A 23,147-nucleotide genomic window follows, 5' to 3' on the forward strand; every position below is an offset into this window, starting at 1 on the left:
GGGCGGCAGGCCGGCCAGGGCCAGCGTGGCCCCGCCCGCGCCGGTGGCCGGGTTGGGCCACACGCTGGCCTGGGCGGCCCAGGCGCGGGCCTGCTGGGCGGCGCTGGGCCGGCCGAAGGGGTACAGGGTCTGGGTGGCCGAGCAGCCCAGGTTGTTGGTGACGGTGAGCGTGACGGCGGCCCCGGGGCCGGGCCCGGGGGCGGCGAAGCGGTGGGGCGGGGGCGCGGGCCCGTCGAAGTAGGCGCCGTCGGGGAAGTGCCAGCGCCAGCGCTCGACCTGGGCGAAGCGCGGCCCGCCGCTGGAGAAGTCCACCAGGCGCAGCGTGTCGCCGGCCGGGTTGAGGGCAAAGCCGGCGCTGGCCACGGGCGGGCGCCGGCAGAAGTCGGCGGCCGGCTGGTAGGGCGCGCCCAGCCCGGCGAAGCGCGTGAGCAGCCCGGCCTGGTCCTGGCTGGTCTGGCCGCCCACCGTGTGCGGGATGGTGCGCTGCCCGACCAGGGTGAGGGTGCCGTCGGGCTGCAGGGCGGTTTGTAGCTGGGCGCCCTGGGTTTCGACGGGCAGCTCCCAGGCCAGCGCGGCGCCCAGGCGGCGGTCGTAGGCGCCCACGAAGGCCTGGTTGGGGTCACTCAGCGCGGGCGTGGTCCGGATGCCGGTGAGCAGGTACTGCCCGTTGGCCAGCACCTGCACGCGGTGAATGCTGGCGCTGGGGTACTGCGCGTTCTGGCCCACGAAGCGCTGCTCCCACTGCATGGTGCCGAGGCTGTCGAACTTGGCCAGGAAGCCGTTGGCCGAGGCGTTGGAGTCGAACACGGGCAGGTAACGGCGCGGGTACACGTCGCCGGCCACCACGAAGCCCCCGTCGGGGGTGGCCTGCACCTCGTGCGGGTCGTAGTGCTCGGAGATGGGGCCGAAGTACTCGGCGGCCAGGCGAATGGTGTCGCCGTTCGATTTCAGGCGCTGCAGCCAGCCGCTGTGCACCACGATGTTGCCGTAAGGGGACTGCCAGGCGCGGTTCTTCTGGCCCACCAGCACGTAGGCGCCGTCGCGCAGGGCGGCCATCGCGGCCACGCTTATTCCGTTGGGGGCGGCCGTGCGCCCGGGGTAGAGGTGCCGCCACACCACGCGCTGGGCTGAGTCGAGCCGCGCCACCTGCACGGCATCCACGCCTCCTCCAACCGTGCCCTGCACGTAGGGCGTGAGGTTCACCGTCTGCGCCCACAGGGCTCCGTCGGCGGGCAGGCGCAATACGGGCGCGGGGGCATTGTTGTAGCGGTATTGCGGCAGGTAGCGGGGCCGTCCGCGCCACACGCCCAGCGAGTCGGTACGGACGCTGAAATAGGCGATGTCGTAGGAGTTGCTCGCGGCAGTGGTGTCGGCGCAACCGGTAATGAGCCAGTCGCCCCCGCGCAAGGGCAGCAGATTCAGGTAGCCGCCGTTTTTGAAAGCATATCCCCGGCTCAACAAGGTGTCGCCTTGCCCGTTGAGTTGCCATAGGCGAGAGGTTATCGGCACCAGACCCGTCTGGTAGGTGGGCCCTGTGCCTCCCAGAACCACTAGACGAGAAGGCCGGACTTGATAAACATCACCAGCGAAAGAAGAGATGCTTGGCACTTGGTTCAGCGTGCGCTGCCACACTTGCGTGGGCTGCGCCCATGCGTGGGTGCCAAGGCCTAGCCCCAGCGCCCAAATACAGAAAAATACACGCATGGCTCCTAGTTTTCAATGGCCAAGCGTAGCGGCGCCGTGGCTACCCCATCGGCCAGAAGCCGGTAGAAGTACAGGCCGGCGGCGTAGCCCTGTAGGGACAAATCGTATTGCGTAGCCGTAAGCGGCAGCGCCTGCGTGGCGAGGATTTGCCCGTCCACGGCCCGGTATACTACTAACACGGCTTGCCGCGTCCCGGGGGGCACGCTATACCCGATGCTGGTCATGCCGCGCGCTGGATTGGGCACGTTTTGGCCTATGTAAGGCGAAGATTTTTGGGGAGAAGCTCCCGTAGCTGCGCCGCGTGGTAAACCGTATGGCGTATTGAGCACCACGCAGTCCGTGTTGTTATTGGGGTAATTAATCTTGTTGTTAATACTGCGAAAAGGAATGGTAACTCCAGAACTGCTTAGCGGCGAAACGGTGCTGGACCAGTAATCGTCGTAAGTGTTATAGCTAAGCGTTGTCCCACTATTATTGAACAGCGCATAGTACCCCGTCGTCGTCGCGCCTCTGTCGTCAAACTTGTTTTTCAGAATCTGGGTACCGTTGGGGTCGGGGTTGGCCAGCACAATGGTGGAAGCGTTTTCGTTGAAAATGCCGTGGCTGCGGCCCGGGCGGGTGCCGAGCGGCACGCCGCGGTCGAAGGTGTTGCAGGTGGCGTACACCGTGCCGCTGCCGCTGCCGCTGCTCAGGTCCAGGCCTTTCTCGCACTCGGTGAAGACGTTTTTCTCCACGTCGGCGGCCATCCCGGCGGGCACGTCCAGCCGGATGCCCACGCCCAGGGCGTGGAAGGCGTTGTCCTGGGCCTGCGCCAGGGCCTGGCTGAAAATGCCGAGCTGCTGGTGGCGGTAGAGGTCGTAGCCGAAGGTGAGGTAGGGGCTGGCGTCGGGCTGGGTGAAGGTGTTGCCCCGGGCAGTGGTGGCCAGCCGCAGCGAGCTGATGCCGATGGTCGCATCCGGAAACAGCACGGCGGGGTTATCAAGGGCCAGCTGGCCCATCTGGTTGGTGGCCGGCACGCGGGCCAGCCCATGAAACACGAACTGGCTGGTGTCCACCGTCAGGCGGGTGCCCAGGTAGGGAATCTGGTCGCCGTCGCTGGCCACGCCGGCCAGGTAGAAATCGGAAAAGCTGCAGGCGCTCACCTTCATCGCCGACCTGGCTTTGGTCGTGTTCACGGGAGCCGCCTTCGCCACCAAGATGCCCACCGCCGCGTGCCGCAGCTGGTTGCCCCGAAAGCGCAGGGCTTCCACGTCGCCCTGCACGCGCACGTGCTCCTGGCTGTACCAGTACTGGCCCCCGCCGGACTGGTAGGGCGCCTTCATCAGGGCCGGGTCCGAGTCGAAGCGGCAGTTGGTGACGTAGTTGCTGTTGCTGGCCGCCACGTCGCTGAAATCCAGGGCCAGGCCCTGGTAGTTGTGCAGGAATTCCAGGTGGTCGAGGTGCAGCAGGTTGGTGGTGAAAGAGCTGGTGGGGTCGTTGGTCACGGTGGCGGCTTGCAGGCTGTGCATCAGGCGCGGCGGCAGCGTGCCCACGGCGTTGGCCCAGAAGCCGTCGTTTTCGGGACCGTGCACCACGCCGCCCCACATGTCGTTGCAGGCCGCCGTGATGGTCGCGCCATTCAGCACCAAGCGTGCTTCCTGGAGCAGGATGCGGGCGCCGCCGTCCATTAGCAGCACGCCGCTGCGAAAAAAGAATGGCGGGGTAAAATTTTTCATGGGCAACTGAAAAAGGAGGTGCGGAAAAGATACCGGTAAGGTAATGGGAAATAGCAGATAAGCCGCGCGAAAGTCGGGAGCGCCCGGCCGCGCCTACCGCACGATTTCCACCCATCCCTTGAAGCTGGCCGTGCCGTCGGGCAGGCTCATCAGGTAGTAGTAGATGCCGGCCGGCAGGCCTTCGCCGCCCCATTCGTTGTGGTACTCGGGCGAGTCGAACACCCGCTGGCCCCAGCGCGAAAACACCTGCAGCCGGCCGGGGCAGGCGCCCATTTCCGGCGCGAAGAAGTCGTTTTGCCCGTCGGCGTTGGGCGTGATGACGTTCGGAATCCGGGCGGGCTTCACCTCCACCGCCGACAGGCTGAGCTGGCGCTGGCAGGGCCCCACCGGCCCGGTGCCGGGCAGGCTGGCCCGGGGCGCGAAGGTGCCCGCCGCGTAGGTGTGCTCCACCGCGGCCCCCACGGCCGGCGCGCTGCCATCGCCGAAGTCCCAGCGCACCTGGCCCGCGGCCGCGCCCGTGGCCGTGAAGCGCAGCCGGCGCGGGGCCACCCCGTTGGCGCCGCAGTCCAGGGCTGCCCAGGCGGCCGCAATGTTGGACTCGGCCGGCACCGTGACGTGGTAGGGCGCCGTGGCGCAGCCCGCCGACAGGTTGTAGAACAGCTCCGTAGTGCCCGGCGTGGCCGGCGGCGTAAACAGGCCCGTGGCCGTCACGCCCGGTCCGCTCCAGGTGCCGCCGGGCGGCGAGGCCCGCAGCTGAAACGGCGCCTGGCTGGCGCACAGCACCGTGTCGGGCGGCAGCTGCACGCTGCTCACCACCGTCACGTCCACGGCCTGCGTCACCACAATGGGGCAGCGCACGGTCGGGAAGTTCCAGGTGTAGGAAATGACGTGGTGCCCCGGCCCGGCATCGGACGGGCTGAAGCGGTTGCCCACCACGCCCGGCCCGCTAAACGTGCCACCCGCCGGCACGGCCGTGAGCACCACCCCGTGGGGCGGGGCCGTGAGGCAGTAGTTGATGGGGCTGAGGGGCGTGAGGTACACAAACGGCAGGGGCAGCACTTCCACCCCCAGGCGGCCCGTCACGCCGCAGGCGCTACCAGTAGGCGCCGGCCCGGTGTAGGACAGCACCTGCCGGCCGGCCAGCGCCGCCGAGGGGGTGAACACAAAGCCCGCGGCCACCGAGCCCGTCACGCCCGGCCCGCTCCAGGTGCCGCCGCTGGGGGTGGCACTCAGGGGCTGCGGCCCGGCCACGGCGCACATCACGCTGTCGGGCATGCTCACGGCGGCGAGGCCGCCGGCCGTCACGGTCACCGTGCGGCGGGCACGGCCGGGGCACGCCGGCGTGGGGCCGGGCGGGGCCGTGTAGAGCAGCTGGTTGGCCCCTATCAACAGCGCCGACGGGGTGAACACAAAGCCCGCGGCCACCGAGCCCGTCACGCCCGGCCCGCTCCAGGTGCCGCCGGCCGGCGTGCCGCCCCGCAGCCGCATGGCCCCGCCCGTGATGCAGTACGAGGTGTCGCGCGGGGTCGTGGCCGTGCCGCCGGCTGGCAGCACCGTCACGCGCAGGGTATCGGTCACGGGGTCGCAGTCTATGTCGCCCTGGTAGGTGTACACCAGCAGGTGCGGCCCCCCAATCAGGGCCACGCTGGGCGTGAAGTAGAATTTGTTGATGGTGCCCGTCACGCCCGGCCCGGTCCAGATGCCGCCGGGCGGGATGCCCCCCAGCGGCGTCGGCGGGTCGTTGGCGCACACCGTGCGGGGCGGTTCCGGCTGAATGACGGGCACTTCCTTCACCACCATCACAACGGTGGCCGTGACGGGGCAGCGCCCGCCGGCCACCTGGTACACGATGGCGTGCGAGCCCCGGCCCGCCACCGTGGGCGAAAACAGCGAGGTGCCGGGCAGCACCCCCCGCCCCGTGAACGTGCCCCCCGCCGGGGTGCCGGTGAGCTGCACCGGCGGCTCCGTCCGGCCCGGTTTCAGGCAGAATAGTTGTTTGGGCGCAACGAGGTTGGCCGCGCCCTGGGGCAGCACCGTGATGCGCCGCGTGCTGGTGCCCTCGCAGCCGTTGGCCGCCGCCGGGCTCACGTAGGTGAGCACCAGCGTGCCGAGGTGGGCCGGGTCGGGGGTGAAGAGGAAGCCCGTGGCCACCGAGCCCGTCACGCCGGTGCCCGTCCAGGTGCCGCCCTCGGGCGAGCCGCCCAGCCGCACCGGCCCGCTGCGCGCGCACACCGACAGCGTGTCGGCGCCTGCGGGCGAGGTGTTGGCCTGAAAAGCAAACTTGAAGGCGGCGTTGTTGCACTTGGGGGCGCCGTTGGTGGCCGCGTAGGTGTTGGCGCCGGGCGGAATGGGAATGCTGGTGCCGCCGCTCTGGTCGCAGGCGCACAGGGCCTGGTACAGCACGTTCTGGCTGTCGAAGCGCGAGGTGCCGCCGTCCACGTGGTCGTCGGCCGTAGTGCCGAAGAAGGTGGCGTAGTCGAGCACCCGGGCTCCGTCGGACAGCTGCATCAGGTAAAAGTCGAGGCCGTCGGTGTTGCGCTGCATCGCATCCGGGGTGGTGGGCAGGCCCACGGTCGAGCCGTTGTTGGGGTCGAGCCCGCCGCCCCAGCCGGCCAGCGCCATGCGCCCGTAGCAGTCCACCCCAAAGGCGGTGGGCGAAATGTCGGTGGTGCTGCGCCCGCTGCCAAACACCGTGGCGAAGCCCGCCGAGCGCAGGTCCGGGGCCAGCTGCTGAATGAACTGTTGCCCGTGCGGGTTGCTGTAGCGCGCCGTGTCGACGCCGGGCCAGGCCGGGCCCAGCGTTTGGCCCAGCACGTACACCCGCCCGCCCGGCCCCGAGCGCACAAAAAAGCCCTGGTCGTAGCCGCTCGTGCCTAAGTAGGTGGCCTGCGCAAGCGCGCCCGCGCCCGTGAGGCGGGCCACAAAGCCATCCACATCGCCGCTCGCCGTGGGCTGGTAGCCGTTGGTGGCGCCCGAAAGGACCGCGCTGGTAGTGCCGCCGGTTATCAGCAGGTCGCCGCCCACGTCCTCGCGCTGGAGCGAGTAAGCGGCATCGGCGGCGGCGCCGCCCACGGCGGTGGTCCAGCGCACCCGGCTCAGGCTGGAGTCCAGGCTCGTGACGATGCCGTCGGAAGTGCCGCCGCGGTAAGCCCCGGCCGCCAGCCCCGGAAAGTCGGCCGAGCCCGTGACGCTGGCCACGTACAGGTTGCCCTGCGGGTCGAGGGCGAGGTCGCCGCGAAAGGCGTCGCCGTAGTTGTGGCGCAGGCGGGGCGCGGCGGCGCTGGGGTCGAGCAGGCCGTCGGTGCCGGTGCCGCCGAGGTAAGTGCTGGCGCGCAGCCCGCCCCCGCTGGCGCTGAGCCGGGTCAAAATCAGGTCGGCGCCGCCCGCGAGCACAAAGGGCGAGTTGGCACCGAAAGGCGCCACGGGCGGCCCGCCGCGCAGCCCGTGGCTAAGGGCCGCGGCCGTGGTCGGAAAATCGGTCGAGGCCGTGGTGCCCAGCAGCAGCAGCTCGCCGCGCGGGTTGGTCAGCAGGCTGTGCGGAAACTCCAGGTTGTTGCCGCCCAGATAGGTGGCCCAGGCCCGCGCCGCCGGCCCGCTCACGCCGGTGTTGAACTTCATGATGGCGATGTCGGTACTGCCGCTGAAGCTGGTCAGGTAGGCGCCGAAAGTGGCCGGGTAGCCGGGCTCGAACACGACGCCGGCGGTGTAGAGGTTGCCGCGGGCGTCGTGGGTGGCCGCAAACCCCCAGTTTTCCACCGGCGAGCCGGTGTAGCTGGCAAACTGCACGGCCGGGTCAATCACCAGCGGGCGCTGGTGGTCGTAGGGGGCCAGCCGGAAGCTCACCGCCGTGCCGCGCAGCACAAAGGCGCAGGCCACCGGCTGGGGCTGGCCCTTGGCAGGGTCGGTTTGCCAGGCGCGGGGCCGCAGCTCGCTGAGCTGACCGGCCGAGGTGCGGACGAGCAGGCTGCCGGTGGCAGGGTCCAGGCGCAGCCCGTCGGCGCCGCGGTAGTGCCAGGTGGCCCGGGCGGGGTCGGCGCCGGCGGCCAGCTGCAGGTCGTATTCAAACTGATGGGCCGCGTTTTCCTTCAGCACCAGGTCGATGCCGGGCCAGAGCTGGCGGTAGCGCAGGCCGTGCCAGGCGCGCACGTCGGCGGCCCAGCGGGTGCGGTCGGCGCCGCGCAGGTAGTGGCGCCGGCCGGGGGCGGCGGTTTCGGGGTCGGGGCCCAGCGTGGCGGCCGAGCTGGGCTGCACAAATTCGAGCCGCAGCCCGTGAGCGAGCAGCTTGCCATCTGGCCGTCCGGGGGCGGGGTGCCCTTCGGCGGGGCCGTGGCCCGGCAGCCCGGCGGTGAGGGCGTAGGTAAGCCCGGTGGGCTCCACAAACAGCCGGGCGCCGGGCGCTACCTGGGCGGCGTAGCGGGCGCGCCCGTCCCATTGCCCGCGGTTTTCGATGAATTCCAGCGTCTGTTTGCTTTCCTGGGCCCGCAACGGCCCCGAGCACAACACCCCAAACGTAACCAGAAAGGTAAAAAGTAGACGCATAAGCAGCTAAGTGGAAAAAGGATAGAAGTAAAGCTAGAGCGTGATGCACAAAAACCGTGCGCTCATTCCAGTATTTCTATTCTTTTTCTTGAGCCTAGCTGAAACGTTGCGGGTTTATTCGGGCACCACGTCCCGTGGGTAGGCTACTTTGCTCAAAAACAACCCCCGGGCCGGAGCGGCGCTGCCGGCATCTACGCGGCGCTGGGCCCAGAGCAGTTCTTGGAACTGGCGCGGCGTCATCCGGCCGCGGCCCACGTCGAGCAGGGTGCCCACCACCAGCCGCACCATGCCGCGCACGAAGCGGTTGGCCCGGATGCGGAACACCAGCCCGCCCGGGGCGGGGTGCCAGGCGGCCTCGTAGCAGTAGCACACGTAGTGGTTTTCGCCGCCCTTCACTTTCGAGAAGGAAGTAAAGTCGAACTGCCCAATCATGCTGGCCGCGGCCTCGTTCATGGCGGCCACGTCGGGCGTGCGGTCCAGGTACAGGGCCTGGTCGCGCCGAAAAGGGTCGGGGGTCGGCGTGGCCACAAAGTAGTCGTAGGTGCGCTCTTCGGCCGAGAAACGGGCGTGGGCGTCGGCGGCCACGGGGTGCAGGCGCAGGGCGCCGATGTCGGGCGGCAGGGCCCGGCGCAGGCGGTAGAGCAGCAAGTCCAGCGTCAGGGTTTCGGGCAGGTCGGCGTCGAAGTGGGCCACCTGGTGGCTGGCGTGCACGCCGGTGTCGGTGCGGCCGCTGCCCAGGCAGTGAATGGGCTGGCGCAGCACCTGGCTCAGGCAGCGGTCTACCTCGGCCTGCACGGTGAGCGTGTGGGGCTGCACCTGCCAGCCGTGGTACTGCGTGCCGTCGTAGGCGAGGTGAAGGAAATAGCGCATGGGCCGCAAAAGTACGGCCGCGCTCAGCCAGTTAGGCAGGCAATAAAAAGCCCCCGCCGCCACGAGGGCAACGGGGGCTGCTAGCCACTGGTGCGGTCGGCTAGCGGGCCACTTGCCGGCGCTGGCGCAGCTTTTTCAGGCCCAGGGCCACACCGGCGGCCAGCAGCAGCGAAGCGCCGCCATCGAGGGGCACCTCTGCGGCGGGCGTGCCCGGGGCCGGGCCGCCGGTGGAGGGACCCTGCGCCTGGGCCATTGTGCCAGCGGCCAGCAGCAGGGCCGCGCTAAGAAGGAAAGTTTTGAACATGATTGCAACGAGTAAAAGGCTGAAAAAGCCGCCGGGAGCCGCCCACCTATAAAGCAGTCGGCTCCGTTGCGACCAAATGTTTATTGCACCACTAGCTTCTTGACGATGACGCCAGCGCTGGTTTTCAGGTGCAGGGCATACACGCCGGTAGCCAGCTTGGCCAGGTCGAGGCGGTGGGCCGCGGCGCCCTGGGCGGGCAGCGACAGCGTCTGCACCGCGCGGCCCAGCGCATCCACCAGCTCGGCAGCCACGGCCGTGCGGCCCAGGGCGGCGGGCAGCTCCACAAAAGCGGTAGCAGTGGCCGGGTTGGGGTACACGGCCACCTGGGCGGCCAGCGCGGCGGGGGCCGTGGCCAGCACGCCCTGGGCCGAGAACACCAGCTCGAAGCGGCCGGTGATGAGCGCCGAGGCGTTGCTCACCGTGAAGGCGTAGCTGGGCTGGGTGCGCAGGTTCACCACCTGGCCGGTTTGGGCGTCGCGCAGGTAGGCGTCGAGGCCGGCGGGCAGGTTCAGCAGTTGCGCGGCGGTGAGGGTGTAGGTGCCGGCGGCGGGCACGCCCACTTGCAGCGGCAGCACGGTGCTGGCCAGGAACTCGGGCCGGCCTTCAATGGCCAGACGCTCGCCGGTGGTGGCCGTGCTGCTCAGGTTCAGGCCCGAGGAGTTGGTCAGCTTCGGGGCGTCGTACTCGCCATCGAAGCCGGCCGTGGCGCCGCTCTCGGCGTAGGCGATAAAGGCATCGGCCAGACCGTTGGCGCCTTGCAGGTCTAGTTGCACCAGCGGGCGCGTCTCGGCGGTGCGGCGCACGGGCGCCTGCTGGGCGTAGGTCGTGATGCGGTTGCTGTTGTCGAGCGTGAGCGAGCCGCTGGTCTGGCCCGCCGTCACGCGCACAAAGAAGGCTTGGGCGGTGCCCACCAGAGAACTGACGCCGGCGCCGTTGATGTAAGTGCGGTAGTTGCCACCGTACTGCGAATTGCTTTCAAACACATAAAACGCCGCGTCCATGTTGTTGCGCTGGGCCGCAGTGATGGTGCTGAAATCGAGCGGCGAGGGGTAGGGATTCCCAATCAGGTTCAGGCCCGCATCGGCCGCCGTCGCGCCGCTGTTGCGGCCCAGCGTGATGCCGCCGAAGCCGTTGCCCACCTGCCCGGTAAAGCTGAGCGTGCTGGCGCCGGGCAGCTGCACCGTAAAGCCCGTGGTAGCCAGCGGCGCCGCGTCGCCCAGGGCAACTGGCGATACCCAGCCCTTGTCGAAAGCCGACAACGTCGTGGCGGGCGAGGTGGCCAGCCGGCTCTGGTCGTAGCGGTAGATGGTGGGAAAAGGGTTGACGGAGCCGGGGTCGGCCGCGAGATTGTAGACGTTGTTCACCACCGGCGTGGTGCCGCCCGAGCCAAAGGCCGCCACCGTGGCACCCGCCACCGGGGCGGCTAGGTGGCGGTAGCCCAGGCCCGGGTTCAGGCTGTCGTCGATGTAGCGCTGCACCGTAACAGTCGTGCCGTTGATAAAGCCTGACCCCAAATTGGCGACCAGGGCGGTGCCGCTGGCGTTGCTGAGCAGCGTCAGGACCCGGCCGCTCAGGTTCAGGTTGCCGGTGTTGAGTGTGAGCACCTGCGCCACGCTCACCGCCTGGCTCAGCGTGAGGGCGCTGCTGTTGGTGCTGGTGAGGTTGCGCACCTGGGCGGGCAGGCCGTTACCCGTTACCTGGGCCACGGTGCCGTTGTACACGTAGCTGGCGTCGGGGCTGAAGTTGCGCGGGCCCGTGACCTGCACGGCGCCCGTGGCCCCGCTGGCCGTGATGCCCTGGGCCGAGCAGATGCCCAGCGTGCCGCCGGCGGCCAGCGTGAAGCCGCTCGAGCCGGTCAGGGCCTGGCAGTTTGTGTTCAGGGTGCCGCCGTTGTTGACGGTCACGAAGCTGTTCACCGTCACGGGGCCGGCCAGGGTGCCGGTGCCGCCGCTGTTCACCGTGATGCTGTTGTAGGTGCCCGCCGCAATGCTCTGCCCGGGGGTGTTGATGACCACATCGGGGTAGCCGACGGTGAACACCGGGCCGTTGTAGGCCGTGAGGGTGGCGGAACTCACGCTCACCGGGCCGGTGCTGGCGCCCACGGGCACGGCCACGGTGGCGGCCAGGTCGGAGGTGGGAGTGGCGAAGCCCGTGGTGGCGGTGCCGTTGAAGGCAAAGCCCGTGGCATCGGTCAGGTTGGTGCCCGTGATGCTCACGCTGGTGCCGGCCACGCCGATGTTGGGCGAGATGCCCGTGATGGTGGGGAAGCTGCGCACCCAGTTGGAGGCCGTGCCGCTCAGGGCGAAGTTGGTGAGGGTGCCGTTGTTGCCGGTACCGTTCAGGTCGGGCAGGGTGGTGATGCCCGCGTTGTTGCCGCCGGCCAGGCCCTGGTCGAAGTTGAAGTAGGCTTTCTGGCTGGCGGGCAGGGCCGAGGTGGTGCTGAACATGTCGGCCTGCACCTGGGCCTGGCTCAGGCCGGCGTTGTAGAGGCGCACTTCGTCGAGGCTGCCCCGCCAGTAGAAGTTGGTGGCGAAGGGGTCGGTGCTGTAGTTGCCGAGCAGGAAGGGGTTGCCGGTGTTCAGGTTCTGGGGGCTGGGCTGGGTGAGGGCGGCCACGCCGTCCACGTAAATGACCAGCGTGCCGGCGGTGCGGGCCGCCGCCACGTGGTGCCAGCGCCCGTCGGCGATGGAGACGTTGGTTTCGAAGTCGGTGCTGGAGAGGCCCAGGGCGGCGTGGCCGTTCTTGGCGCCCAGCCACAGGTTGGTGCCGCTGAGGTTGAGGGTGCCCAACGCCAGGGTGTAGCCCACGCTGCTGGGCTGGTCGTTGCGCAGCCACACTTCCACCGTGAAGTCGCCGGTGCCGAAGTTCAGGCTGGCCGGGGTGCCCAGGTTCACGTAGTCGTTGGTGCCGTCGAAGGCCAGGGCGTTGTTGGTGGGCGGGCTCACCACGAAGGCCAGCCCGTTGCTGGTGCCGCCGGGGGTGGTCACGGTCACCAGGCCGCTGCTGGCGCCGGCGGGCACGGTGGCCGTCACGGTGGTGGCGTTCACCACGGCGAAGGTGCTGGCGGCCGTGCCATTAAAGCGCACGCCCGTGGCCCCGGTCAGGTTGGTGCCGGTGAGGGTGACGCTGGTGCCCACCACCCCATTCGCCGGCGAAAGGGTGCTGAGCACCGGGGCCGGAACCGGCGCATTGAGCACAAAAGGAAAATCGACGGTCACGTCCGGGGCCGAATTCGGATTGCCTTCATCGAGCGCGGGCGTGTAAGTGCTCTGCCCCGGCATGAGCTGAATGGCGTTGCCCCCCGGCGATTGGCGAAGCCCGGCAACGGTAACCGGGACGTGAAAGTGAGACAACCCGCCCGAAGTGGTCGAAGTCCACTCCACCCAGTAGGTGCCGGGGCCGAGGGTCAGGGCGGGCGTGACCGCCGCGGTTACTTGCCAGATGTGACGCGTCGTGACCGGCGCCGTGGGCGTGGGATAAAGCGAATTAAAGATTCGATAGGCATTGGCGTCGGTGGTGGTGAGCAGGCGGTTGGTCGTCAAATCGCCATACACCACGCTTGCACCGGTCGTGCCGGGCCGGCCATTCCAGATGCGAACGTAGAGTTCGGTAAACGGCGAGGTCGTTCCGGTATACCCGGATTGGTAGGCAAAAACGGAAACCGTGTTCAGCGTCAGCGACTGCGAAGGGGCCACGGTGAAATCATCGGCCAGCGTAGAGTTCGATGCTTTGTTCGCCGTGTAGCCGGCGTTGGTATTGGAGGCGGTCGTGACGCCGGCATCGTTTTGCACCTCGCTCCAGGTGGAGCCGGTGGGCGCCGTTACGCCGCTTTTGGAGGTGTTGCCGGTAGAAAAACCTCCGTTGCTGTAGGTCTGGGCCTGTGCCGTGCCGGCCGCGGCCACCAGCAGCGCCAGCGCCGCCAGGGGGCGGGCCAGCCGCGCGGGCCGGCCCTTGAGAGAGGAAAGATTCATCATGGGGATTGAAAAATAGATGGACCGATGCCACGCACCCGCGCGGCCCGGTAAAGTTCCGCAGCGAACGCGGAATATTGTATAATGCAAACATGCTTATTTTCTATTAATCCAGGCATGGCCGGGCGCGCTGGGGGCCGGTATCGGCGAGGCCGGACGCGCCCGCCTGCCGAACCGACCCCCAGCGGCACCGACCGGCTACCCTGCAGCGCCGCAGGGCCGCCCGACGCCGCCGACCGGCTACGCAAGACTGCCGACAGGCCGGTCGGTCGCGTCGACCAGCCTTGCAAGACTGCCGACACCCTCCCCGACGCGACCAACCGGCCCTGCGCCAACGACGACAGTCCCCCCGGTGACGCCGGGCGCCGGGCCGGCAGCAACCTATCAAAGAATAGTGGTACTCTTGTGCAGCGCCGGACCGTCTGCCCTCACCCCAACCCCTATTCCCGGCCTACCACGCTTATGCTCAACCCTACCCCTTATTTCGCCGCCGACTACTTCGGCACCCGCGACGTGACGCTGCCGCGCCTGCAGAAGTTCGCCCTCAGCGTCATTCAGCGCCTCGGCCTCGACAACCCCGACCAGGTCTTCGACCCCCTCATTAAGGACCTGACTACGCACTACGAGTCCCTGTTCGGCTCCATTACGGCCGCCGATGCCGGCATCAGCCAGCGCCGCAGCAGTGCCCAGAAAATGTGGGGTGCTTTGGCCGACCTGCAGGACCGGCTCGAAGAAGACGAAGACCTCATCGACTACAAAAGCAAGAAGAACCCGGCCATCCGCCTGGCTTTCTTCCCCACCAACCGCACCGAGTACGTGGATGCCACCCTGCTCACCGCCGACAAGCTGTTCGAGCGCGCCAAAAACGCCGCCAGCACCTACGCCAAAGCCCTGGGCCCCGAGTTCGACCCCACGCTCTACGCCGGGTTCTACGCCGCCTTCAAGGCCGGCCGCGACGGCACCGGCGCCGGCGACGAGCAATCGGCCAAGGCCCGCGCCGCCGCTCAGCACCACCGCGACGACCTCACCCACCGCCTCACCGACGCCGTGAAGCTGGTGGCCGCCCAGTTCCCGCGCGACGAGGCCCGCGCCGCCGCCTACTTCCCGGTGGGCCTGCTGCAAGCCCCGACGGCCCCGGCGGCCCCCACCGAAACCGCCGGTAAGTAACCGCCGCCCGCCACCAAAAAGCCCCTGCCGGAGTCCGGCAGGGGCTTCTCGTTGGTGGAAGGAAGGCCTTGGTCTTACTCCACCACCACGCGCTTGGCCACGGGGCCCGCGCCGCTGTGCAGGCGCAGGGAGTACACGCCCGGGGCCAGCCCGGCGGTTTCGACGCGAAAGCCAGCCCCGCTCACCGCTGGGCGGCGCACCACCTGGCCCAGGGCATTGAGCAATGCGGCTTTGGTGGAGCCGGAGTTGGCCGGCAGTTGCACGGTAAAGTCGTCGTGGGCGGGGTTGGGGGCGAGGGAGATGTTGGGGGCGGCCGTGGGGCGGGCGGCCAGCAGGGTGTAGGTGCCGGTGTTGAGCAGGAGGCCCACGCCGCCGGTCACGACATCCGGGTGGCCGTCGGCATCCACGTCTCCCACGGCCACGCCGTAGGGCGGGGTATTGCCCGTGGCGTAGTTGACGTAGGGCCCAAAACTTTGGACCCGGGCCGCCGGCCCGGCCGCGCCAGCAGCACCCCGAGCCGCCAGATTTTCAAGAAAATAGCCGGAGCAGCATAGCGTTTCATCAACCTAAACAAGAACTACCCGCACCAGTAGCAGCCGGGCTGCCTCAAGATACGCGCGGCCTAGTGTGCGCCGTGGGCCAGGCTTCGGGCCCCGCAGCCCGAAGCTCGCCTCACGAAAAAGCCCCCGCTGCCACAAGGGCAACGGGGGCTTCTCTGGCACAGAAGCGGCTGACTAGCGGGCCACTTGGCGGCGTTGGCGCAGCTTTTTCAGGCCAAACACCAGGCCCGAGGCCAGCAGCAGCGACGCGCCGCCATCGAGGGGTACGTCGGTGGCCGCGGGGGGAGTGCCCGGCGCGGGGCCGCCGGTGGAGGGGCCCTGCGCCTGGGCCACGGTGCCGGCAGCCACGAGCAGAGCTGCGCAAAGAAGGAAGGGTTTGAACATGAGTTAAAGAACGAAATGATGAAAGTGAACCGCCCCGGAGGCGTTCGGTGCAACCGAGCGCCTCCGAAACGATAAAAGGATTACTGCACCACCAGCTTTTTGACGATGACGCCGGCGCTGGTGCGCAGGTGCAGCGTGTAAACACCAGTGGCCAGTTCGGCCAAGTCGAGGCGGTGCGCCGTAGCGCCCTGGGCAGGCAGCGTGAGCGTGCGCGCCACGCGGCCCAGCGCATCGACCAGCTCGGCCGCTACGGCCGTGCGGCCCAGGGTGGCCGGCAGCTCCACCGTCACCGCCGTGGACGCGGGGTTGGGGTAGAGGCCCACCTGGGCGGCGAGCGCGGCCGGGGCCGTGGCCAGCACGGCCTGCGGCGAGAACACCAGTTCGAAGCGGCCGGTGATGAGCGCCGCGGCGTTGCTCACCGTGAACGAATAGCTCGGCTGCTGGGCCAGGTCCACCACCGCCCCGGTCTGCAAGTCGCGCAGGTACACGGGCGTCGTGCTCAGGTTCCGCAGCTCGGCAGCGGCCAGCGTGTAGCTGCCGGCCGCGGGCACGCCCACGGCCAGCGGCACCACGCGTTGCGTGGCGGTGAGCGGGGCCAGGCCGTTGACGCACAGGCGCTGGGCGGCCGACAGGCTGCTGCTTAGGTTCAGCCCCGAGGGGTTGGCCAGCTTCTCGGCGTCGTAGGCGGCGTCGAAGCCGTCGGTGGCGGCGCCGTCAAAGTAGACGAAGGCGTCGTCGGCCGGGGCGCTGCCGGCGGCGGCGCGCAGGGTCAAGTGCGCGGCCGGGCGGGCGTCGGCCGGGCGCTGGAAGACGGGGGCGAAGGCGGAGTAGGTGGTCACGCGGTGGCTATTCTTGAAGGTGAGCGTGCCCGACGTTTGCCCCTGCGTGACGCGCACGAAGAAGCCGCGGCCCACCGGCAGCACGGGGCTGAGGTTGCCGAAGGTGCCGGCGAAGAAGCGGTAGGTGCCGCTGTAGGGGTTGCTCGGGTCGTCGCTGACGAAGGCGTAGATGGTCCCGTCCACGTTGGGGCGGTCGGTGGCGTCGACCAGGGTCCAGTCCAGGGGGCTGGGGTAGGGGTTGCCCACCAGGTGCAGGCCCGCGTCGTTGGCCGTGGCCCCGGCGTTGCGGGCCAGGGTCTGGCTCACGTCACCGTTGGTGAGCGCGCCGGTGAAGTTCCAGGTCTGGTTGGCGGCCAGGTTCACGGTGTAGCCCTTGCCCACGGCCAGCGGGTCGGTGAGGGCGCCGGGCGAGTACCAGCCCTTGTCGAAGGCGGACGCTGGGGTGGCGGCCGTGGCCAGGCGGGTCTGGTCGTAGCCGAACACCGTGGGGAACTGGGCCACGGTGTTGCCCACCGTGTTGTACTGCGGGTTCACCACCGGCGCGAAGCCGGCCGTGGCCAGGCTGGCCACCGTGGCGTTGCTCACGGGCGACGACACGTGGCGGTAGCCCCGGTTCGGGTTCTGGCTGGGGTCGATGTAGCGCTGCACCGTTACGGTGCCTCCCACGGTGCTGTTAGCGCCGTTTTCTACCAAGGCCGTGCCCGTGGCGTCGCTCAGCAGCGTGAGGCTGCCGCCGGTGCCCTGGCTCGTGGTAGAGTTGTTGTACACGCCCAGCTTGCGGCGCACCTGCACGGGCACCTGCATGGTGAGGTTGTCAAACGAGCCCTGCTCGCCTACGGTCAGGGTTTGGAACGTGACGCCGGCCGTGCCGTTGAGCAAGTGGACGGTGCCAACCGACAGGCCGAAGCCGATTTCGCTGGTGGCGTTCAGGGCGAAGGTGGCCCCGTTGTTGGTCAGGTTGCCGGTGAGGTAGATTTCGCTGCCCGGGCCTTGGGTGAAGGTGCTGCCGCTGCCCAGCAGCAGGTTGCTGGTGGTGCCGCTGCCCAAGCTGCCCACGCCGAGCGTGGCGTTGGCGGCCAGCGTGAGGCGGGCCCCGGCGGCCACCGTGAGGTTGCGCGAGCCTTGGGCGCCGCTCACCACCGGCTGGTTGGCGGGGGCGGCCGGAATGGTCACGTCGAGGCCGGTGGTGGGCACCACGGCGGGGCTCCAGTTGCCGGCCGTGGCCCAGTCGGTGCTCACGGCGCCGGTCCAGGTCACGGCCGTGGTGGCCGTCACGGTGAAGACGGGGCCGTTGTAGCGGGGCAGGGTGGCTGCGCTCAAACTCGCCGGGCCGGTGCCGGCGCCGGTGGGCACGGCCACCGTGGCCGTCAGGTCGGAAGCGGGCGTGGTGAAGCCGGTGGTGCCCGTGCCATTGAAGGCGAAGCCCGTGGCATCGGTCAGGTTGGTGCCCGTGATGGTCACGGCCGTGCCCACGGGGCCGCTGGCGGGCGTGATGCCCGTGATGGTGGCGAAGCTGCGCACCCAATTGCTGGCCGTGCCCGTCAGGGCAAAGTTGGTGAGCGTGCCCGTGGTGCCATTGCCGCTCTGGTCGCTCAGGCTCGTCAGGCCCGTGTTGGTGCCCCCGGCCACGCCTTGGTCGAAGTTGGCGTAGTACTTCTGGCTGGCCGGTACCGCCGCCGCGCCGCTGGCGCTCAGCATGTCGGCTTGCACCTGTGCCAGGGTCAGGGGGGTGTTGTAGATGCGCACCTCGTCCAGGCGGCCATTCAGCACCTGGCCGTAGGTGGCCGAGCGGCCCAGCTGCAACTGGCTGTTGGCTGTGGCCGGCCCGGCGTTTTGCGTGCCCGACACGTCCACCCCGTCCAGGTAGAGGCGCAGGCTGGTGCCGTCCCAGGTGGCGGCCAGGTGGTGCCAGCGGCCGGCCGTCAGGTTGGTGGTGCCGTACATATAGGTGTGGGCCGAGTTGCCGACGCCCTGAGGCCAGACTTCGATGTAGGGCTGGCCGCTGAAGATGGTCAGCGAATAGTCGCCGTCTTTGCGAATCACCGAGTTGGTTCGGGAAGTCGAGCCGACGTTGACCCAGGCTTCAAAAGTGCCGCCGCTTAGGCCTAGGTTGCTGAGGCTGGCAGGTGAGCCCAGGGCTACAAAGTCGTCGAGGCCATCGAAGGCCAGGGCGTTGTTGGTAGCCGCCCCCACCACGAAGGCGATGCCGTTGCTGGTGCCCAGGGGCGTGGTCACCGTCACATCGCCGGAGGTGGCGCCGGTGGGCACGGTGGCCGTCACGGTGGTAGCGTTCACCACGGCAAAGGTGGTGGCGGCCGTGCCGTTGAAGCTCACGCCGGTAGCCCCCGTCAGGCCACTGCCCGTGAGCGTGACGCTGGTGCCCACCGGGCCGTTGCCGGGGCTCAGGCTGCCGAGATACGGGCCGTCGGCGGTGGTGAACTGTACGGCAGGCCCGTAAATGTACACACCGCTTCCGCTGGTCTGGGTGTTGCTGGCAGTGGCATAAGCCCGCACGTAGTACAGCTGGTTGGGTCGCAGGCCGGTCACTACCTGCGAGAACGGCCCATCACCGGCACCCGCCATTGGTACCAACGTCGAGCCGGTATTCAAATCGGGGGTTGCAGAGGTGGTGCTGTACACCACCCCCCGCTCGAGGACATAAGAGCCGGAGCCGGCCGTAGCGGTGCCCCCCAGCCGGGCCGAGTTAAAAGTGATGTTGCTGGGCGTGTCGGTGGTGACGGTGGCGCAACTCGTGGCCAGGGCCAGCAGCGGCAGCAAGGCCAGCAGGCGCAGCTTGGTCAGAGCCGACAGCAGCTGCGCTCCCCAACCAGACGAAGAGGAAAAATGCTTCATGCGAAATAAAAGGAATGAAATAAAGGATGCTAAATGCCGCACACCCGCGCGGCCCGGCAAAGGTCGGCCGCTAAATTTCCTTATGGTATGACATGAACATGTTTATTTTCAAGAAAATTGGGTAGCGCCCGGTTAACAGGGATTCCCCCGCCGGGTCCCACCAGGCGCTGGTGCCGGCGCGGCTCCTCCGCGGTAGGGGGGGGCGTGTTCACCCCGCTCATCGCCCACCTCACCGCCCGCCACACCGCCCTGTTCGGCGCGCAGGCGGCCGCCGATGCCGGCACCAGCCAGCGCCGCACCGCCGCCCAGCAGCTGGGAGGCGCCCTGGCCGACTTGCAGCACCAGCTCGACGAAGACAAGGCGCTGCTCAATTACAAGACCAAGCAAACGCCCGCCATCCAGCAAGCCTCCTTCCCCCAACGGCCGCCAGAAGCACGCCCAGGCCACCCTGCTCACCGCCGAGCTGCTGCTGGAGCGCGCCGCCAACGCCGCCACCACCCACGCCGCCGCGCTGGGCGCCGACTTCGACGCCGCCCGCTACACCGGCTTCCCGGCCGCTTTCCTGGCCGGCCGCAAAGGCACCGGCGAGGGCGACCAGCAAACTGCCAAGGCCCGCGCCGCGGTCCAGCACCACCGCGACGACCTCACCCACCGCATCACCGACGCCGTGAAGCTGGTGGCCGCCCAGTTCCCGCGCGACGAAGCCCGCGCCGCCGCCTACTTCCCGGTGGGCCTGCTGCAAGCCCCGGAAGCGGCGGCCCCGGCCACGAAGGCCGCCTAGTTGCCCGCCACCTCCATTAAAAAGCCCCTGCCGGACATCCGACAGGGGCTTTTTCATCTGGGCAAGGCACTCTGTTACTGCACCGCCACGCGCTTGGCCAGCACGGCCTCGCCGCTGTACAGGCGCAGCGTGTACACGCCCGGCGTCAGCCCGGCCGTCTCGACTTGAAAGTGGGCGCCGGCCGCGGCGGGGCGGCGCACCACCTGGCCCAGGGCGTTCAGCAGCGCGGCTTGCGTGGGCTGGAAGCTGGCCGGCAGCTGCACCGTGAAGGCCTCGTGGGCGGGGTTGGGGGCGAGGGAAACCTCAGCGGCGGTGGGGCGGGTGGTGGCCAGCGGGGTGAAGGTGCCGGTGTTGAGGAAGACGCCTACCGTGTTGGAGCCGGAGTTGGCGGTAATCATGTCCAAGCGGCCGTCGCCGTTCACATCCGCCAGGGCAATGTCGTGCGGCACGCTGCCGGCGCCGGTACTATAAAGCACGGGGGCCGCAAAGCTGCCGCCGGCCTGGCCCATGAGCACTGAGGCAGCGTCGTTGCCACTATGGGCCAGGACAATGTCGAGGCGGCCGTCGCCGTTTACATCGCCCAGCGCGATGCCCAAGGGATAGCTACCAGACACCGCCGGATAGGTATTGACGGTAGCAAAGCTGCCGCCCGCCTGGCCCAGTAGCACGGCAGTTTCGCCCATGTTGATGATGCTGGCTACGATGTCGCTCCGGTTGTCGCCATTCACATCACCCAGAGCAATGCTGTTGGGTACCTTCACGCCCCCTATAGACCCCATTGAATAGCGGCTAACGGCGAAGAAACCACCGCCAGGCTGCGCCAGTAGCACTGCGGCCGCGCCGCTATTATTGTTGCCGACTACGATGTCCAGTCGCCCGTCGTCGTCCACATCCCCCAAGGCCACACAACTGGCGTTGCTGTCGGGCCCGGTGGTGTAGGTGCTCACGGCGGCGAAGCCCCCGCCGGCTTGGCCCAGCAGCACATCCACCCCATCGGTCAGGTCATCGGCCAGCACGATATCGAGGCGGCCATCGGCGTTCACATCCCCCAGGGCTACGTCGTTGGGGTGGCTCGTTGGGCCCGTCGAATAGCTGCTTAGCGGCCCGAAGCCACCCCCGGGTTGCCCCAGCAGCACGCCCACGTTGCGCAGAATCATATTGGGCATGACAATGTCAAGCACGCCGTCCCCATTCACATCCCCGACGGCCACTTTCCAGGGCCGCCCACCCGCGCCGGTGGAATAGGTGCTGACGGAGGCAAAGCTGCCGCCCGCTTGCCCCAACAAGACGCCCGCCGTCCCAATCGCATAATTGGCCGTTACGATGTCAGGTCGGCCGTCCCCATTCATGTCGCCCATTGCCACGCCAACCGGCTGGCTGCCCGCGCCGGTCGGGTAAAGGCTTACCGGCCCAAAAATCTGGCCCCAGGCCGCCGGCCCAACTGCGACCAATGCCAGCAGCAGCGCCCCGCGTCTATAGTTTGAGAAACGATTCGTGGTGGAAGTAAAAAATTGTTCCATGCGGGAAGGTGAAAAGAGGTGGGTAGGTAATGCAAGGTAAGCAATTTTGCCAACGACAGAAGCCCGTCCCAACAAGCATTGCACTTGCCGGAACGGGCTTCCATTCTTTTAGCATCTAGGCGACCTACAGCTTCTCGTAAATGACGGCGGCGCCCTGGCCCACGCCCACGCACATGGTGGCCAGGCCGTAGCGCATGCCCTCGCCGCGGCGGTGCATCTCGTGCAGCAGCGTGGCCGTGATGCGAGCGCCCGAGCTGCCCAGCGGGTGGCCCAGGGCAATGCTGCCGCCGTTCACGTTCACCTTGGCCGGGTCCAGGCCCAGCTCGCGGATGCAGGCAATGCTCTGGGCCGCGAAGGCTTCGTTGAGCTCAATCAGGTCAATGTCGTTGATGGTGAGGCCGGCTCGCTGCAACACCTTTTGGGTGGCCGGAATAGGGCCCAGGCCCATCACGGCGGGGTCCACGCCCGCCACGGCCGAGGCCACCACCCGCGCCAGCGGCTTGAGGTTGTAGCGTTGCAGGGCGTCCTCGTTCACCAGCAGCACCGCCGCGGCGCCGTCGTTGATGCCCGCCGAGTTGCCGGCCGTCACCGTGCCGCCCTCGGGCTGGAAAGCGGGCTTGAGCGTGGCCAGCTTCTCCAGGGAAGAAAAGCGCGGCTGCTCGTCGGCGTCAAACAAGGCCGTGTCGCCCTTGGGCTGCGGAATGAACACCGGCACAATCTCCTTGCGGAAGCGGCCTTTCTCAAACGCCCGGGCGTAGCGGCGCTGGCTCTCGAAGGCAAAGGCGTCCTGTTCCTCGCGGGTGATGCCGTACTGCTTGGCCACGTTCTCGGCCGTCTGGCCCATGGCGAAGGGGTAGTGCAGCTTGCTCAGTTTGGGGTTCACGAAGCGCCAGCCCAACGTGGTGTCGTGGGCCGTGAGCTCGCGCCCGAAGGCCGACTCCGACTTGGCCATCACAAACGGCGCGCGGGTCATGCTCTCGGCCCCGCCGGCCAGGTACACGTCGCCCTCGCCGCACTTGATGGCGCGGGCTGCGTCCATGATGCTTTGCAGGCCGGAGGCGCACAGGCGGTTCACGGTGTTGCCGGGCACGGTGATGGGCAGGCCGGCCAGCAGCGCCGCCATGCGGGCCACGTTGCGGTTGTCTTCCCCGGCCTGGTTGGCGGCGCCGATGATGACGTCCTCCACGGCGGCTTTGTCAACGGAGGGGTTGCGGCGCAGGAGCTCGCGGAGCACGTGGGCGGCCAAATCGTCGGGGCGGACGCTGCTCAGCGCGCCCGCAAATTTTCCAATCGGGGTACGCACCGCGTCCACGACATATGCAGTTGGCATTATCAGAAGGTGTCAATGGCGGCGCAAGCGCCGGATGGGACTAAATTTGTGGCCCCGGCACAAGCCCGGGCCTCTTTCTACACTACAACAAAGATGATACAAAGAATCCAAAGCGTGTTTTTGCTGTTGCTGGCGTTGGCCATGCTCAGCGTGTTGGCGTTGCCGCTGTGGCACAAAATTGATGGCCTCACCCACCAGGAGCTCACGCTCACCGCTTTCGGCTTCCAGCCCAAAGGATTGGAATTGCCCGCCGGCACCGGCCCCGTGTGGCTGATTGGCGCGCTGGCCGCCGCCTCGGCCGCCGTGGCCGTCTACGAGATTTTTCAGTTTAAAACCCGCGGCAAGCAGCTGCTGCTGGGCTCCGTCAACCTGCTGCTCATCGTGGCCACGCTGGGCGCCATGTTCTACTTCTCCAACAAAGGCGAGCAATTGCTCAACCTCAAGCTCGAAGGCCAGTTCCTGGCCGGCTTTTACTTGCCCACGCTGGCCCTGCTCCTGAATTTGCTGGCCAACCGCTTCATCCGCCGCGACGAGCAGCTCGTGCGCAGCATGGACCGCCTGCGGTAAGCTACCGAAAGACCCAGTAAAAAGGCCACTGTGACTATCACAG

The 23,147-nt window shown here is 68.4% G+C and carries 14 protein-coding genes; 3 read left to right on the forward strand and 11 right to left on the reverse strand.

Annotated features, from left to right (window positions below; all coding sequences use genetic code 11):
* From I2H31_RS10060 to I2H31_RS10085, 6 genes are all read right to left on the reverse strand, one after another.
* Window positions 1-1,509: PKD domain-containing protein (locus I2H31_RS10060; RefSeq protein ID WP_196292912.1), on the reverse strand; the 1,509-nt coding region annotated here is incomplete at its 3' end.
* Between the two features lie 200 nt (window positions 1,510-1,709).
* Window positions 1,710-3,419, reverse strand: coding sequence for a hypothetical protein (locus tag I2H31_RS10065; RefSeq protein WP_196292913.1), 1,710 nt, complete (start codon window positions 3,417-3,419; stop codon window positions 1,710-1,712).
* A gap of 93 nt (window positions 3,420-3,512) precedes the next feature.
* Entirely contained in the window at window positions 3,513-7,958 is a 4,446-nt protein-coding gene (locus I2H31_RS10070) for a gliding motility-associated C-terminal domain-containing protein (RefSeq protein WP_196292914.1), read from the reverse strand.
* 114 nt (window positions 7,959-8,072) lie between these two features.
* Complete coding sequence (gene truA, locus I2H31_RS10075) at window positions 8,073-8,828, reverse strand: tRNA pseudouridine(38-40) synthase TruA (protein ID WP_196292915.1); 756 nt, start codon at window positions 8,826-8,828, stop codon at window positions 8,073-8,075.
* 100 nt (window positions 8,829-8,928) lie between these two features.
* On the reverse strand, window positions 8,929-9,132 hold the full coding sequence (locus I2H31_RS10080) for a PID-CTERM protein-sorting domain-containing protein (RefSeq protein ID WP_196292916.1): 204 nt from the start codon (window positions 9,130-9,132) through the stop codon (window positions 8,929-8,931).
* Between the two features lie 80 nt (window positions 9,133-9,212).
* Window positions 9,213-13,106 carry a LamG-like jellyroll fold domain-containing protein gene (locus I2H31_RS10085; protein WP_196292917.1) on the reverse strand — a complete coding sequence of 1,298 codons (3,894 nt, stop codon included), beginning with the start codon at window positions 13,104-13,106 and terminating at the stop codon, window positions 9,213-9,215.
* Window positions 13,107-13,565: 459 nt separating this feature from the next.
* Between I2H31_RS10085 and I2H31_RS10090 the strand changes: the two genes are divergently transcribed.
* Entirely contained in the window at window positions 13,566-14,270 is a 705-nt protein-coding gene (locus I2H31_RS10090; protein ID WP_196292918.1) for a hypothetical protein, read from the forward strand.
* 74 nt (window positions 14,271-14,344) lie between these two features.
* On the opposite strand, the gene I2H31_RS25145 is transcribed toward I2H31_RS10090, so the two are convergent.
* The 3 genes from I2H31_RS25145 to I2H31_RS10105 all read right to left on the reverse strand — a co-directional run bounded on the left by I2H31_RS25145 (window position 14,345) and on the right by I2H31_RS10105 (window position 18,906).
* Entirely contained in the window at window positions 14,345-14,692 is a 348-nt protein-coding gene (locus I2H31_RS25145; protein WP_196292919.1) for a T9SS type A sorting domain-containing protein, read from the reverse strand.
* 312 nt (window positions 14,693-15,004) lie between these two features.
* Window positions 15,005-15,214: a PID-CTERM protein-sorting domain-containing protein gene (locus I2H31_RS10100; RefSeq protein WP_196292920.1), complete on the reverse strand. Its 210-nt coding sequence runs from the start codon at window positions 15,212-15,214 to the stop codon at window positions 15,005-15,007.
* 80 nt (window positions 15,215-15,294) lie between these two features.
* Complete coding sequence (locus I2H31_RS10105; protein ID WP_196292921.1) at window positions 15,295-18,906, reverse strand: T9SS type A sorting domain-containing protein; 3,612 nt, start codon at window positions 18,904-18,906, stop codon at window positions 15,295-15,297.
* Between the two features lie 274 nt (window positions 18,907-19,180).
* Between I2H31_RS10105 and I2H31_RS10110 the strand changes: the two genes are divergently transcribed.
* Window positions 19,181-19,687, forward strand: coding sequence for a hypothetical protein (locus I2H31_RS10110; RefSeq protein WP_196292922.1), 507 nt, complete (start codon window positions 19,181-19,183; stop codon window positions 19,685-19,687).
* A gap of 74 nt (window positions 19,688-19,761) precedes the next feature.
* Here the strand turns inward: I2H31_RS10110 and I2H31_RS10115 are convergent, their stop codons facing one another.
* Both I2H31_RS10115 and I2H31_RS10120 read right to left on the reverse strand, forming a co-directional pair.
* A complete protein-coding gene (locus I2H31_RS10115) occupies window positions 19,762-21,207 on the reverse strand; it encodes a T9SS type A sorting domain-containing protein (protein WP_196292923.1) in 1,446 nt (481 codons plus the stop codon).
* Window positions 21,208-21,331: 124 nt separating this feature from the next.
* The gene (locus I2H31_RS10120) at window positions 21,332-22,537 is read right to left on the reverse strand and encodes a thiolase family protein (RefSeq protein ID WP_196292924.1); all 1,206 of its coding nucleotides are present in this window, start codon (window positions 22,535-22,537) and stop codon (window positions 21,332-21,334) included.
* Window positions 22,538-22,630: 93 nt separating this feature from the next.
* On the opposite strand from I2H31_RS10120, the gene I2H31_RS10125 reads away from it, so the two are divergent.
* The gene (locus I2H31_RS10125) at window positions 22,631-23,104 is read left to right on the forward strand and encodes a DUF4293 family protein (protein ID WP_196292925.1); all 474 of its coding nucleotides are present in this window, start codon (window positions 22,631-22,633) and stop codon (window positions 23,102-23,104) included.
* Window positions 23,105-23,147 lie beyond the last annotated feature (43 nt).

Source organism: Hymenobacter ruricola (genome assembly GCF_015694525.1).
Taxonomy (GTDB): domain Bacteria; phylum Bacteroidota; class Bacteroidia; order Cytophagales; family Hymenobacteraceae; genus Hymenobacter; species Hymenobacter ruricola.